Source organism: Pseudomonas sp. GL-R-19, assembly GCF_019956375.1.
Lineage (GTDB): Bacteria > Pseudomonadota > Gammaproteobacteria > Pseudomonadales > Pseudomonadaceae > Aquipseudomonas.
In genome coordinates this window covers 101,400-115,000 of record NZ_JAHBDJ010000003.1, presented here as the reverse complement: position 1 = coordinate 115,000, position 13,601 = coordinate 101,400, and the positions used below count along the sequence as shown (strand labels likewise).

Sequence of the window (13,601 nt, the reverse complement as noted above, 5' to 3'; positions counted from 1 at the left end):
CTTCCACTCTTTATCCAGAGCGGCGCCGATAAGTGTGCCGCTCCAGGAGTATTCGCATGTACAAACTCACCGTTGAAAATCTGTATAAACGTTTTGGTGACAACGAAGTACTCAAGGGCGTCTCGTTAAACGCACGGGCAGGGGACGTGGTGAGCATGATCGGCGCCAGCGGTTCGGGTAAAAGCACCATGCTGCGCTGCATCAATTTTCTGGAGCGAGCCGACGAAGGCGCTATTGCTCTGGATGGCGAGCGAGTCCTCACCCGTCAAGGCGCCGGTGGCATGCGTGTCGCCAATCCGAAGCAGTTGCAGCGCTTGCGCACGCGACTGGCGATGGTGTTCCAGCATTTCAACCTGTGGAGCCACCTGACCGTGCTGGAAAACATTGTGCTGGCGCCGTGTCGAGTCCTGGGCATGAGCCGCAAGGCCGCTGAAGAAAGCGCACGGGCGTATCTGGACAAAGTCGGCTTGCCGCAACGGGTGGCTGATCAATACCCGGCGTTCCTGTCGGGCGGGCAGCAACAGCGGGTGGCGATTGCCCGTGCCCTGGCGGTGGAACCGGAAATCCTGTTGTTCGACGAGCCAACCTCGGCGCTCGACCCGGAACTGGTGGGTGAGGTGCTGAAGGTCATTCAGGCACTGGCCGAAGAAGGCCGGACCATGTTGATGGTGACCCACGAAATGGGGTTTGCCCGACAGGTTTCCAGCCAGGTGTTGTTCTTGCATCAGGGGCGGGTCGAGGAGCAGGGTGATGCTACGATACTCGACCGGCCAAACAGTGAACGTTTGCAGCAATTTCTATCGGGTCGTTTGAAGTGAGGCAAGGCGTACATGGCGGATATCCGCGATCTGTCGATCGTGCTTGATCGTATCGATCAGGCAATCATTGAAGTGTTGCGCCACGAAGGACGCATCACCTATCAAAAGCTCTCCGAACGCGTGCACCTGACCCCCAGGCCTTGCCTGGAACGGGTGCGCAAGCTGGAACAGCTTGGGGTCATTCGCGGCTATGGCGCGATTCTCGATGAGAAGAAACTGACCCCGGGCTTGTCGCTGCTGGTGCTGGTGGCGTTGTCGAACCAGAGCGGACGCGCGGCGCAAAAGGCCTTCGAAGCCAAGGTTCGGGCCTGCCCGCAGGTGCTGGAATGTCGCCTGATCAGCGGCGCGTTCGATTACAGCCTGCGCATGCGCTGCCGTGACATGGAGCATTACCGGGTGTTGACCGAGGTCTGGTTCGACGACCCGGATTTGCACATCGACAAACTGGTCAGCCACCCGGAACTGGCGATGGTCAAGACCACCATGGAGTAAGACAAGAATCGCTGCCCAAAGCAGCGATTTTTTTTGTTTTTCAGCCCCGCCGAATCGGCTGGGCAACCAGCAATCTTCAGCCGTTTTCATCACCGAAAAAGCCGTTATCAACCGGGTTTTTTCCACCTCGAAACAGACAATGAGCCTCTCTCGCCCCTCATTGAGTCTGTGCCCATGCAAACCACCAACACGGTATTAATGATTCGCCCGACACGTTTCTCCTTCAATCAGGACACGGCGGCGAACAACCGCTTCCAGCGTCCGGCAACCGTTGCCGAAGACGTACAACTCAAGGCCCTTGCCGAGTTCGATGGCTATGTTGACGCGTTGCGTCGGCACGGCGTCGAGGTCCTGGTGCATAATGATCGCGAAGCGCCGCATACCCCGGACTCGATCTTCCCCAACAACTGGTGGAGCAGCCACCCGGATGGCACCTTGGTCCTGTACCCGATGCAAGGCCACAACCGGCGTCTGGAGCGGGACAAAGGTGTACTCGACGGGTTGCTGGGCGAATACCGGGTCGAGCAGGTGCTGGACCTGTCCAGCCTCGAAGAGCAGGAGGTTTTCCTCGAGGGCACCGGCAGCATGGTCCTGGATCGGCAACAGCGGATCTGCTACGCCGGGTACTCGACTCGCACCCACGCCCGGGCACTGGATCAGTTGGTCAGTCATCTGGGCTATGAGCTATGCGCATTCAACGCGGTGGACCGCCAGGGCGTGGCGATTTATCACACCAATGTGATGATGAGTGTCGGCACCCGCCTGGCCGTCGCTTGCCTGGCGTCCGTGGCCCATCCGGGTGAACGTGCGGCGCTGCGTAACCGACTCGAATCCAGCGGCAAACAGCTCATCGACTTGAACTGGGCGCAACTGGAGTCCTTTGCCGGCAACATGCTGCAAGTGCACAACGCAGCGGGCGAGCCGCTATTGGTGATGTCGCGCACCGCCTGGCAATCGCTGGACGCCGATCAGCGTCGCTTGATCGAAACCCACACCACGCCGTTGCCGGTGAACATCGACACCATCGAGCGCATCGGTGGCGGCAGCGCGCGCTGCATGCTGGCCGAAGTGTTCCTACCCAAACATTCGTCCCGCTGATATTCAACCACAGGCTCGTGCCACTGAAAGGTTCATGGTAATGCAGTTCCAGTGCATTATTTTTGCACTATAGCCACCCGACGACCGCTCATGAAGCACAGGAGCCCACCCATTGCGGTCAGTGTGCTCAAGGCATAGAACATCGTGGGCGCGGGGGTGTGCATCAATAGAAAGCCGCAAATCACCGGGCTCAGGGCGCCACCGAGGGCCGCCAGGTTCTGGGCTCCGTAATAGCTGCCGCGTAGCTCTTCCGGGGCCAGGGTGTCGACGAAGAGGAATTCGGCCGGGTAGATGATCATTTCACCCAGGGTGAAGATGAACATCGCCACGCACCAACTCACCATACTGTCGGCCAGGCTGAAGCCGATCAGGCCAAGGATGAACAGGCTGGTGCCCGCGGCAATCCAGTAGCGCAGCTTCTCGCGATTGAGGAACCGGCCGATCTGGTACTGCAGCAGAATCACGCTGATGGCGTTGCAGGCGAGCAGGGCGGCCATGATTTCCAGGGCGCGTCTGGAATCGTGGGTCACCAGCAGGTATTGCGACAAGTAGAGGGTGAAACGCCCGTGCACCACGGTGCTGAACAGGCAGCCGCAAGTGAACATGATCAGGGTGCGGTCGTTTTTCAGGGTGACCAGGGTTTTCAGGAAACTCTGGGGTTGCCCAATGGCGGGTGGCTGCGCCGAATCCTCGGGAATGCCTATCATCAGGAAGATGCTGAAGAACGCGATGCCACCGGCAATCAGGAACGGTGCGATCGGATAGACCCCGGCAATCACCACGCCGAGCATGGGACCTGTGGCATAGCCGATGTTGGTCAGCGTGTAGCGCAGGGAAAATGCCTTGGCTCGCTGGCCCATGGGCAGGTTTTCGCTGAGGATCGCTTTGGAGCCGATGAGGAACAGCGCTGACGCGGTCTCGGTGATCACCAGGGTGGCGGTGGTCAGGTAGAGGTTTTCGGCAAAGGTCAGCAGCACGAAGCCGATGGCGCTGGAGAACATCGCCAGGATCAACAGCCGGCGCTTTTCCAGGCGGTCGATGATATAGCCGCCGTAAAGAGCCAGCAGGGTGGCGATGAACACCGCGATACCGAGCAGCAAGCCAACGTCCTGTTGGTTGAGGCCCAGCTTGTTGCTCAGGAACAGCGTGAGCAAGGGGCTGGTGATGGCGCGGCTGACCACGATGGTCAGTGAAACGATCATCAAGCGGCGGATAACGAGCGAGTAAGTGGCCACGGTGGTGCAAATGTCCTTGTTCAGATGGTTGGTGTTCGCCGCAATATCGTGTCGCTGCCATCGCGGGCAGGCTCGCTCCCACAAAAGCGCAGCAGTCCTGTAGGAGCGGTGGTGCGACGATTCGACTTGCCCGCGAAGAGGCCTTTGCGGATGGCACAAACATCAAGCCAGCCAACGATCCAGCGAGCGCACCGATTCCAGCTCTTCAATCCGCCACAACTGCCCGAGCAGTTCCTCAACCCGTTCCCGGGACATGACCCGCATCGCCAAACTGAAAAACTTTTCCTCCAGCGCCACATCACTCAGCGGATTACCCGGCGCGCCCAACAGCACTTCAACGCACAGGCTCGCTTGCCGACCGTCCACGGTCCGCAGAGTCACCACTGGCTCGCCATCCTCGGACAGTAGCGGGTCCACATCAAGGCGAATGCGTGACATCCACTGGACAATGCGTGGATCGTTGCGCGCTTCATCGTCATAGGCCTGCAATCGACAATGGCCATGTACCAGCCGTGCTGCCAGTGCATACGCCAAGCTCATCTGCGCCGCCGCGAGGGTGCCGACATCCTGGCCGCCACACATGTCTTTGAGAAAACTGCACAGCGAAACCTGTATGTCTTCGACCTGATCGACTGGCACATTCAATTGGTCGAGCAAAAGCCCCAACCCGTCGATGGCCGAATGCGTGCCGCGACACGAAGCATAGGGCTTGATCGAGCAGCGGGCGAGTTTCCATACGGCACCGAGATCGGCATCCAGTGCTTCGGGGATTGAGGTGGCGCTGGCAAGTGTCTGCAAAAAACCGCCCCAAACATCCTCGAACAACCTTGTTGGACCACTGATGCCCTGCTGCGCAAACCGCGCCGCCAGCAACCCACCTTCGGCGGCCCGGCCACTGTGCAGTTTTTTACTTTGCGAGCCGTCGTGGATGAAAGCCCACAAGCCACCGCTGAAGCTGCCGGCGATGCCCAGTGCCGACAAGGTTTGCCCGGCATTCAATCGAAAAATCCGTGCACTGGCCGCCGCTGCGCCGAACACCCCGCAGGTCGCTGTGGAGTGCCAGCCAGCGCCGTTATGGGTTGAGTAGCCACCGCAGGCTTCGAGTACCCGGCGCCCGACTTCGTAACCGATCACCACGGCCGTGATGAACTCGCCGCCGGTCACCGGGTGCCCGGCCATCGACACCGCCGCCATGACCGCCGGCAGCACTACGGCGCCGGAGTGGTCGCAGCCACCGGTGTCGTCCAGTTCCAGGGCATGGGCGGCGATCCCGTTGAGCATGGCTGCCTGAGCGGCACCGACCCGCTGGCGAGTGCCCCAGACCAGGGTGTCGCCCGTTTCGTCTTCGAATACCTGCCTTGCCGTTTTCGCGACTTCGCTGTCTGCCCCGGCGAGGGTCGCGCCGACAGTATCGAGGATGTGGCGCTTGGCTTGTTCCACTAGTGCGGGCGGCAGGTCCTCGAAACGCGTATCCACGCAAAATTTCGCCAGTCGTTGCATGCGCTCGGTCATAGCACGTAGTCCCGATAATGCCGCTCATACACCGACGCCGGATGATCTTCGGTGATCGGCACTGCGGATTGTGCCCACCACTGGGCGACATCAGCACCGGTAGCGATCCATACGTCATCGTGCTGCAAAATCCCCTCAAGCAATTCACGCAACACACCAATGCGTCCCGGCGTAGCGATGACTTCCGGATGCAGGCGCAACACGTAGCACAGGCCGAAGCGATGAAACCCGGCGAAGTCCATTTGCAGGTTGCTCAGGGTGTGGCTGTAGGATGCGATCCGCGATTGCGCCGGTGGCACCGCCGGGCTGAGATTGAAGGCGAAGTAGGGTTCGTCCTCCAGCTCGTAATGCAGGGGCAACTCGATCACGTCGGGCGCGGTCGGGTGAGCGAACGGCAAGTCATCACCACGCCAGGACGACGACCAGCGAATGCCTTGATCCCTCAACGCCTCGATGAAGCCCGGCGCACCGTTGCCGGCGGGGATGCGCAAACCGGTGGGACGCTGACCGGTCAGCGCCGTCAACGCCGTGCATCCTTTGGCGATGTCGGCGCCCTGCGCAGCGAGGTCGAGGGTGTCGTAGTTCTGATGGTGATACCCGGCGCAGGCAATCTCATGCCCGCCCGCCTGGATCGCACGGATATGCCCGGGGTTTTCCTCGGCGACGATACCGGGTACGAACCAGCTGCTGGAAACACCGAGCTCCTTGAACAAAGCGAGCAAACGCTCGACGCCGCGTTGGGTGCCGTAGCGCCAGACCGACAGGGTCTTGTCGCGTCCGGCAACTTGCGGGGCCTGGGTGAGAATGCCGTGGATGTCGTTGTAGTCGACGGTCAGTACCACGGCGCAGCGGTAGCCCTTGGGCCAGACAGTGGAATCAACCATGGTGATGTTCCTTCAGCCACCACTGGGCGACGTCGCGGCAGGTGGCGAACCAGACGTCGTCGCGTTGGCGCATGTGTTCGAAGAGTTTTTCCAGCAACAGGATGCGTCCTGGTTTGCCGGTGATCTTGGGGTGGAACAGGGTGGTCAGGCACAGCCCTTCATCCATGGCTCCGTCGTATTCGCGGCACCAGTTGTCCAGGGTCAGGGCGTAGCTGGCGGTGCGGTCCAGCCCCGAAGGGAAGTCCGGCGCGCGTGTATAGGCGATGGAGGCGTAGTCGTCCATTTCCCAGCGACCGGGGATTTCCACCAGCGGCGTGGCGTGGCCCGGTACATTCACCAGGTAGGGTCGGTCATCGCCGCGCATGCTGCTGGAGTAAGTCACGCCGGCCTCCACCAGCATCGCCGGGGTTTCGGCGCGCCAGTCGCCGGACGGCGTGCGGAAACCTTGGGCGCGGATATGCAGGTGCTTCCAGAACACCTCGCGGGACAGCTTCATCACGTCCTTTTGCTGTTCCAGCGTCAGGGCGTAGAAGGATTCGTGTTTGTAGCCGTGGTAAGCCACCTCATGCCCGCGCTCGACAATCGCCTGACACTGTTTCGGCCAGTTTTCCACGACCCAGGCGGGGACGAAGAACGTCGTCGGCAGACGGAATTCGTCGAGCAGATCAAGAATCCGCGGCAGCGCCCGGTACGGGCCATAACCGCCGAAGCCGAAATACTCGGGCTTGCGCCAGATCGAGCCGTTGAGCATGGCATCGCCGGTGGGGCCGTCGAGGTCGAAGGCCAGGGCCAGGCAGGCTTTGTGCCGGCCTGGCCAGGATGGTTGGGGTGAGGAGGACATCGTTAGTGCTCCGACGATCTATAAACAATCACAAGACCCTGTGGGAGCGAGCTTGCTCCGGGCGGCGTTCCGACGATGAGGCCAGTACATTCAACATCTTCATTGACTGATACACCGCCATCGCGAGCAAGCTCGCTTCCACAATGGATTTGAGTTGGTTGGTTACTTCCCGGCGTTCACCGTCACCGTCTTGATCGCACCCAGTTCCAGATCCCACTTCTTCAGGATCGCCTGGTAACTGCCATCATCGATCATGCTCTGCAGCGCAACCTTCAACGCTTCACTGAGCTCAGGTTTTTTCTTGCTCACGCCCATCCCGGAGTACTGCTCGGAGATCGGCAGGCCCACGGTTTTGTACATGTCCTTTTCCTGGGTCTTGAGGTAGGGCAGGGTTTCGCTGCCCTGCATGGCCGCGTCGATGCGGCTCTGGCGCAGTTGCGCACGGGCGTCGGCCGAGCCTTCGGTGCCGATCACATTGATCGCAGGCTTGCCGGCGGCTTCACAGTTGGCCTTGCTCCACTCAGCGATTTCCGCCGGGAAGGTGGTACGGCGGCTGGTACCGACCTTCTTGCCGCACAGGTCGACGATTTCGTGGGTGTCCTTGTTTTTCTGCAGGGTGTAGAACTGCGGACCGCTGGTGAAGTAGTCAACGAAGGTCACGCTGGCCTGACGTTCAGCGGTGTCGGTCATGCCCGACAGCACCATGTCCACGCGGTCGGTGGTCAGGGCATTGATCATTTGCTCGAACCCGGTTTCCTGCCATTTGATCTTCACACCCAGACGTTCGGCCAGGGCATTGCCCAAGTCATAGTCCAGACCTGTGAGGGTGTTGGTGGCCGGGTCCTTGAAATCCATCGGCGGGTAGTTCGGCATGATCGCTACGACGATCTCGCCCTTGGCCTCGATGCTGGCCGGCAATTGGGCCGCGAAGGTGAAGCCGGATGCCATAACGCCGGCGAATACTGCTGGAATAACGAAGTTCTTCATGGTCGTTCTCTTATGAGTGTTGTGAGGCAGCTCTTGATTTGCGAGCCAGGCCCTTAGGTTCGAACGGCAGAAATGAAGCTTTGGGTGCGAGGGTTTTGCGGACTTATTAGTATTTCTTCGGGGCTTCCAGCCTCCACGATCTGCCCGCCGTCCATGAACACCATGCGGTTGGAAACCTCGCGAGCGAAGCCCAATTCATGGGTGACGACGATCATGGTCATGCCGGTCTGCGCCAGATCGCGCATCACCGACAGCACCTCACCGACCAGTTCCGGGTCGAGTGCCGAAGTGGGTTCATCGAACAGCATCAGCTTGGGGCGCATGGCCAATGCACGAGCAATGGCGACACGTTGCTGCTGACCACCCGACAGTTCGATCGGGTAGCTGTTGCGTTTGTCGGCCAGACCGACGCGGGCGAGCAATTCCAGGGCTTCTTCATTCGCCTCTTTGGGTGAGCGCTTGAGCACCTGGCACGGCCCTTCGATGATGTTTTGCAGCACGGTCATGTGCGGGAACAGGTTGAAACGCTGGAACACCATGCCGGTGGACAGGCGCTGGCGGGCGATCTGCGTTTCGTTGAGTTCGTGCAGCTTGTTGCCGACGATCCGGTAACCCACCAGTTCGCCGTCGACCCACAGGCCGCCCTTGTCGATTTTTTCCAGCTGGTTGACGCAACGCAGCAAGGTGCTCTTGCCGGAGCCGGACGGGCCGATGATGCACAGCACTTCGCCTTGCTCGACCTCGATGTTGATGTCCTTGAGTGCGTGGAACTGGTCGTAGTACTTGTTCAGGCTCACGGCCTTGACGATGCTTCTCATGTGCGGCTCCTCAGGAACGCTTGCCGGCGCCGCGGGCGAATCGACGCTCCAGGCGGCTTTGACCAAAGGACAGGACGGTGACGGTGGCCAGGTACCAGATGCCGGCGACGATCAGCAGCTCCATCACGCGGGCGTTGGCGTAGTAGATGTTCTGCGCGTTGTAGAGCAGTTCCGAGTACTGGATGACGCTCGCCAGCGAGGTCATTTTCACCATGCCGATGAACTCGTTGCCCACGGGTGGAATGATGATGCGCATGGCCTGGGGCAAAATGATTCGGCGCAGCGCTTGCAAGCGCGGCATGCCGATCGACTTGGCGGCTTCATACTGCCCGGTGTCCACCGAGAGCAGGCCGGCACGCACCACTTCAGCGGTGTAGGCACCCTGGTTGATGCTCAAGCCAAGCAGGGCCGCCACGAACGGGGTCATCAGGCTCACGGTGTCCATTTCGAACAGGCCGGGGATGCCGATGGTGGGGAAGATCAGCGCCAGGTTGAACCACAACAGCAGTTGCAGAATCAGCGGCGTACCGCGAAACAGCCAAGTGTAGGTCAGCGCCACATAGCGCAGGATCGGGTTGGCCGACATGCGCATGATCGCGGTGATCACGCCGAACACGATGCCCAGCGCCATCGCCAGCACCGCCATGACGATGGTGTTGAGCAAACCCCACATGATCGCCTGGGAGGTGAGGAACTGGCCGATGTACGACCATTCGATCTTGCCTTCGGCGAAGGCGCGCACCAGGCCGATGATGGCGATGACGATCACCGTGGCGAAGAAAATCCGCCCGTAGTAACGCCGGGGCACATGATCGTATTGGGTGATGTCGAACTGGTTTTCCGCCAGTTTGCGCTCCGCCTGGAGTCGTTCTGCCTGTGTCTGGCTCATGGTGGTTCTCCGTACACGTTATCTGTAGGAGCGAGCTTGCTCGCGATGGTCGTCAACGATGACGCTGGTTGCCTGACACCCCGCGGTGTCTGTGCCTCCATCGCGAGCAAGCTCGCTCCTGCAAGGTTTTGCGTTGTGGGTCAGAGGCGGAAGCCCTGATAGTCCTCGGTCCATCGCTGCTGGGCGGCAAGGGCGGTTTTCAGGCGGCCGATCTGTTCGCGCACCTGCTGTGGCGCGGTCCCGCCCCAGCCGCTGCGGGCGGCGATGGCGGCTTCGAGGGTCAGGCTTTCGCGTACTTGCGGTGTGAGGCGCGGGTCGATTTCCGCCAGCAGTGCCGGGGAGGCTTCCCACAATTCGATGTCGTGTTTCTCGCAAGCCTGGACCAACGCACCGGTAATTTCGTGAGCTTCCTTGAACGGCACGCCGCGCACCGCCAGCCAGTCCGCAACTTCGGTGGCGAGGGTGAAGCCCAGCGGTGCCTGACGACGCAACTCTTCGACGTTGACCGTCATGGTCGCAACCATTCCGGCCATGGCCGGCAGCACCAGCAGCAGGGTGTCGACGCTGTCGAGCACGCCGTTCTTGTCTTCGCTCAAGTCGCGGTTGTAGGACAGCGGCAGGGATTTGAGGGTGGACAACAGTCCGGTCAGGTTGCCGATCAGGCGACCCGCCTTGCCCCGCGCCAGTTCGGCGATGTCCGGATTCTTTTTCTGCGGCATGATCGAGCTGCCGGTGGCGTAGGCATCGTCCAGCGCGACCCAGCGGAATTGCCGCGACGACCACAGGCAAAACTCTTCGGCGAGGCGCGAGATGTTGATGCCAAGCATGCTGGCGATGAACAGGAACTCGGCAACGTGATCGCGGCTGGCCACGGCGTCGATGGAGTTTTCGCAAACACCGCTGTAGCCCATTTCTTTTGCCGATTGCTGAGGTAAACGAGCGATAGCCGAGCCAGCCATGGCTGCCGCACCGAGTGGCGACAGCGAAGTACGCGCGTCCCAGTCCACCAGGCGCTGCACGTCGCGCAGCATCGACTGGGCGTGGGCCAGCAGGTGATGAGCAAACACAATCGGTTGTGCCTGCTGCAGGTGGGTGAAGCCGGGGCAGATGCTCTCGATGTGTTGCTCGGCCTGGTCCACCAGCGCCTGCTGCAGGCCCAGCACTTCAACGGCCAGGGTGCGCACGTGGTCACGCAGGAACAGCCGCAGGTCGTTGGCCGTCTGGTCGTTGCGTGAGCGGCCGGCGCGCAGCTTGCCACCGAGGGCGCCAAGGCGTTCGGTCAGCAGGCGCTCGATGAAGGTGTGAACGTCTTCGTCGTCCGGGGTCGGGGCGATGCTGCCGGCGCGGAAGTCCGCGCCGATACGTTCCAGGGCGTCGAGCATGGTCTGGGTTTCTTGCTCGCTCAGCAGTCCGGCACGCTGCAGTTCCCGGGCATGGGCCTTGGAGCCGGCGAGGTCGTACGGGGTGAGCCGGAAGTAGCGCTCAGGGCAACGGGACAGGGCCGCCAAGGCTTCGGACGGGCCGCTTTTGAAGCGAGCACCCCAGAGACGGTCGGTGGTTTGAGACATTGTTGTTTTCCTCGTCGGTAACGCGAGCTGAAAGGGGTATGCCGTCACGCGCAAGCGATATTTCAGGTAGGAGCTGCCGTAGGCTGCGATCTTTTGATCTTGGTTGGCCCATAAAAGATCAAGATCAAAAGATCGTCCGAACGCGGCCCGAGCCTTCGGCAGCTCCTACATCGAAGTGTCAGCTTTTAATGATTTGAGATCAGTGACTTGGCACTGATATTCGGGATTTATTGGCGGTTGCCAAACCTGGTTTTCTGTGTTCATTATTATTAAGTCAGCTATTTTTTGTTGTTGGGCACAGATTGTTTAATAGGGCACCAGAGGTAAATAAGCATTATGGAAACCCCACTTTCCAATTCCGGAAACCCGCCGCCGAAAACGCTGCAACGGGCACCGTTAGCCCTCAGTGGGCTCGACTTCAAACTGCTCAAAGTATTCAAGGCCGTGGTCGAGGCAGGTGGCTTCAGTGCCGCGCAAAATGAGCTGAATGTGGGGCTGGCAGCCATCAGCAAACAGATTTCCGACCTGGAAATCCGTATCGGCATGCGCCTTTGCACGCGGGGGCGAGAGGGCTTTCACCTGACGGAAGAAGGGCGTCTTGTGTATCAGGCGTCGATAGACTTATTTGCCTCGGTCGACAACTTTCGCGACCGCCTTAGTTCAGCGCAAAACGAACTTGTCGGTGACCTTGGCGTGGGGGTTATTGATAACACAATTTCTGACGCCAATTCGCCGTTAGTTGCCGCGCTTAGATGTATTAACGAGCAATCTCCCAAGGTTAGATTTCAACTTCAGGCAACGCAACTTGATGAGGTTGAAAGAGGTGTCGTCGAAGGGCGGTTAGTGGCGGGAATTGTGCCGATTTATCAAAAGCGCGAAGAGTTCGATTACTACGCGCTATACGAAGAACGCTCGGAGGTTTATTGCGCTCTCGGCCACCCGCTGTTCTCCATGGCGGACGCGGACATGGGGGGTAATGTGCTCAAGGATTACGAGTGCATCAACCATCGCTACGCGATTCATCGCGATAAACTGAAATTCGCCCACTACGACAGCTTTTCCGCCTCGGCAACCCAGGTGGAGGCCGTTGCGCTACTGATCAAGACGGGGCGTTTCCTGGGGTTCCTGCCCCAGCATTACGCCGCGCCGATGGTGGCGCGGGGAGAGTTCCGCGCGGTGTGCCCGGACCTGATCAACATCGTCACGCCGTTCAGTCTGATCTTGCGCCATAACACTGTGCGCAGCCCCTTGGTGAAGGCATTTGCCCAGGCACTGGGCGTGGATTTAAAAGCCTCGGTTTGATTGTTCACCGCGTTGAACACTAACTAATGAACACTGGCGGCCAATGGGGATGATTGGACCAGGCTTAAGGCTTCAACACTTGCAGCAACTTGGTATATGAACGCTGCCCGGATACTGAGCCATCGGGTTAACAGCTAGGTTTGTAGCGTTGATCGAAGGTTTTGAAGTGGAGATAAAGGTATGACACAGATGCCATTCGGGTGCGGTTTGGAAGCCGTGCTCAATCTGGTAGGCGGAAAGTGGAAGCTGTTGATTTTGTTCCACCTGAGCGGGCAACCGCGACGCTTCAGCGAACTGAGGCGACTTGTTGGCGACGTCAGCGAAAAGGTACTGAGTCAGCAGCTGAAGGAGATGATTCGTGATGGATTGGTGCGTCGCATCGATTTTCAGATGATGCCGCCGCACGTCGAATATGAGTTGGAAGCCTTTGGCATCGAAATGGGACGTGCGCTACAACCTGTTTGCGAATGGGGTACGCAAAACATGGATGTCATCGCTGCGATTGCCAGGGTACGTAATACCAACACCGCAAAGGACGACCTGATCTTCAGCGCGTTGGACAAAGGTTAGGTGGAGGGGCTCATTCGACGATCTCGATCTGGACCTTTGTAGGGCACTTACCAAATGGTGCGTACTAGGAAATCCATTTTCGTTACTCGACAATGCAGTCTTCAAAACGACTAGAGACTCAATGACGATGAACGGGCAAGCCAATTTGGAATTCGCACAAGACTTTTTGCAGAAGCTGGGCACTGGTGACGCGGATGCATTGGCCCTCCTTTTCGCAGAGGATGCGAAGTGGGAGATTGCGGGTGACGTTGGAGCGCTACCTTGGCTCGGCAAGCAGCAAGGCAAAGAGGCGATCGTTAATTTCGTGAGAGATACCGCGACACTGCTCACGAGCGAGAGTCTTGTTGTTGAGGATATTTTGGCGAATGAACATCGTGCGATGATCCAGGGGGCGCTCGCATCGCGCGTCAACGCAACGGGCAAGCTTATTGAGACGTCTTTTGTACTGGTGCTCGAAATCAGCAACGGGCTCATCAGCAGTTTCAAAATGCTCGAGGATACATTCGCAGTATCGCAGGCCGCTCGAGTCAAGTAATTCAAGCTGAGATAGCTGTTCTCCGGCAGTTGGAGTGTCGGAGAAACTACCC

The 13,601-nt window shown here is 59.5% G+C and carries 14 protein-coding genes; 6 read left to right on the top strand and 8 right to left on the bottom strand.

Annotated elements, in window-relative coordinates:
* Positions 1-56 precede the first annotated feature (56 nt).
* The 3 genes from KGA83_RS01890 (at position 57) to ctlX (ending at position 2,408) form a co-directional block, all read left to right on the top strand.
* The gene (locus KGA83_RS01890; RefSeq protein ID WP_223527994.1) at positions 57-818 is read left to right on the top strand and encodes an ABC transporter ATP-binding protein; all 762 of its coding nucleotides are present in this window, start codon (positions 57-59) and stop codon (positions 816-818) included.
* 12 nt (positions 819-830) lie between these two features.
* Positions 831-1,310, top strand: a complete 480-nt coding sequence (locus tag KGA83_RS01885; protein WP_007974731.1) for an Lrp/AsnC family transcriptional regulator — start codon at positions 831-833, stop codon at positions 1,308-1,310.
* Between the two features lie 174 nt (positions 1,311-1,484).
* The gene (ctlX, locus tag KGA83_RS01880) at positions 1,485-2,408 is read left to right on the top strand and encodes a citrulline utilization hydrolase CtlX (RefSeq protein ID WP_223527991.1); all 924 of its coding nucleotides are present in this window, start codon (positions 1,485-1,487) and stop codon (positions 2,406-2,408) included.
* A 56-nt stretch (positions 2,409-2,464) separates the two neighbouring features.
* Here ctlX and KGA83_RS01875 read toward each other — a convergent pair whose 3' ends face one another.
* From KGA83_RS01875 to argH, 8 genes are all read right to left on the bottom strand, one after another.
* Positions 2,465-3,643, bottom strand: coding sequence for an MFS transporter (locus KGA83_RS01875; protein WP_223527987.1), 1,179 nt, complete (start codon positions 3,641-3,643; stop codon positions 2,465-2,467).
* 162 nt (positions 3,644-3,805) lie between these two features.
* Positions 3,806-5,155 carry an MmgE/PrpD family protein gene (locus KGA83_RS01870; RefSeq protein ID WP_223527984.1) on the bottom strand — a complete coding sequence of 450 codons (1,350 nt, stop codon included), beginning with the start codon at positions 5,153-5,155 and terminating at the stop codon, positions 3,806-3,808.
* Positions 5,152-6,039, bottom strand: a complete 888-nt coding sequence (locus KGA83_RS01865) for a polysaccharide deacetylase family protein (protein ID WP_223527981.1) — start codon at positions 6,037-6,039, stop codon at positions 5,152-5,154. The genes KGA83_RS01870 and KGA83_RS01865 overlap by 4 nt, the downstream gene beginning before the upstream one ends.
* Positions 6,032-6,880 carry a polysaccharide deacetylase family protein gene (locus KGA83_RS01860; protein WP_223527977.1) on the bottom strand — a complete coding sequence of 283 codons (849 nt, stop codon included), beginning with the start codon at positions 6,878-6,880 and terminating at the stop codon, positions 6,032-6,034. Before KGA83_RS01860 ends, KGA83_RS01865 begins: the two co-directional genes overlap by 8 nt.
* A gap of 162 nt (positions 6,881-7,042) precedes the next feature.
* Entirely contained in the window at positions 7,043-7,867 is an 825-nt protein-coding gene (locus KGA83_RS01855; protein ID WP_223527974.1) for an ABC transporter substrate-binding protein, read from the bottom strand.
* Between the two features lie 53 nt (positions 7,868-7,920).
* Complete coding sequence (locus tag KGA83_RS01850) at positions 7,921-8,685, bottom strand: amino acid ABC transporter ATP-binding protein (protein WP_008001408.1); 765 nt, start codon at positions 8,683-8,685, stop codon at positions 7,921-7,923.
* Between the two features lie 10 nt (positions 8,686-8,695).
* Positions 8,696-9,574, bottom strand: a complete 879-nt coding sequence (locus KGA83_RS01845; RefSeq protein ID WP_057396441.1) for an amino acid ABC transporter permease — start codon at positions 9,572-9,574, stop codon at positions 8,696-8,698.
* Positions 9,575-9,714: 140 nt separating this feature from the next.
* On the bottom strand, positions 9,715-11,142 hold the full coding sequence (gene argH, locus KGA83_RS01840; protein WP_223527971.1) for an argininosuccinate lyase: 1,428 nt from the start codon (positions 11,140-11,142) through the stop codon (positions 9,715-9,717).
* 336 nt (positions 11,143-11,478) lie between these two features.
* On the opposite strand from argH, the gene KGA83_RS01835 reads away from it, so the two are divergent.
* From KGA83_RS01835 to KGA83_RS01825, 3 genes are all read left to right on the top strand, one after another.
* A complete protein-coding gene (locus tag KGA83_RS01835; RefSeq protein WP_223527967.1) occupies positions 11,479-12,444 on the top strand; it encodes a LysR family transcriptional regulator in 966 nt (321 codons plus the stop codon).
* A gap of 180 nt (positions 12,445-12,624) precedes the next feature.
* Complete coding sequence (locus KGA83_RS01830; protein WP_223527964.1) at positions 12,625-13,014, top strand: winged helix-turn-helix transcriptional regulator; 390 nt, start codon at positions 12,625-12,627, stop codon at positions 13,012-13,014.
* Positions 13,015-13,135: 121 nt separating this feature from the next.
* Positions 13,136-13,549, top strand: coding sequence for a nuclear transport factor 2 family protein (locus tag KGA83_RS01825; protein WP_223527962.1), 414 nt, complete (start codon positions 13,136-13,138; stop codon positions 13,547-13,549).
* Positions 13,550-13,601 lie beyond the last annotated feature (52 nt).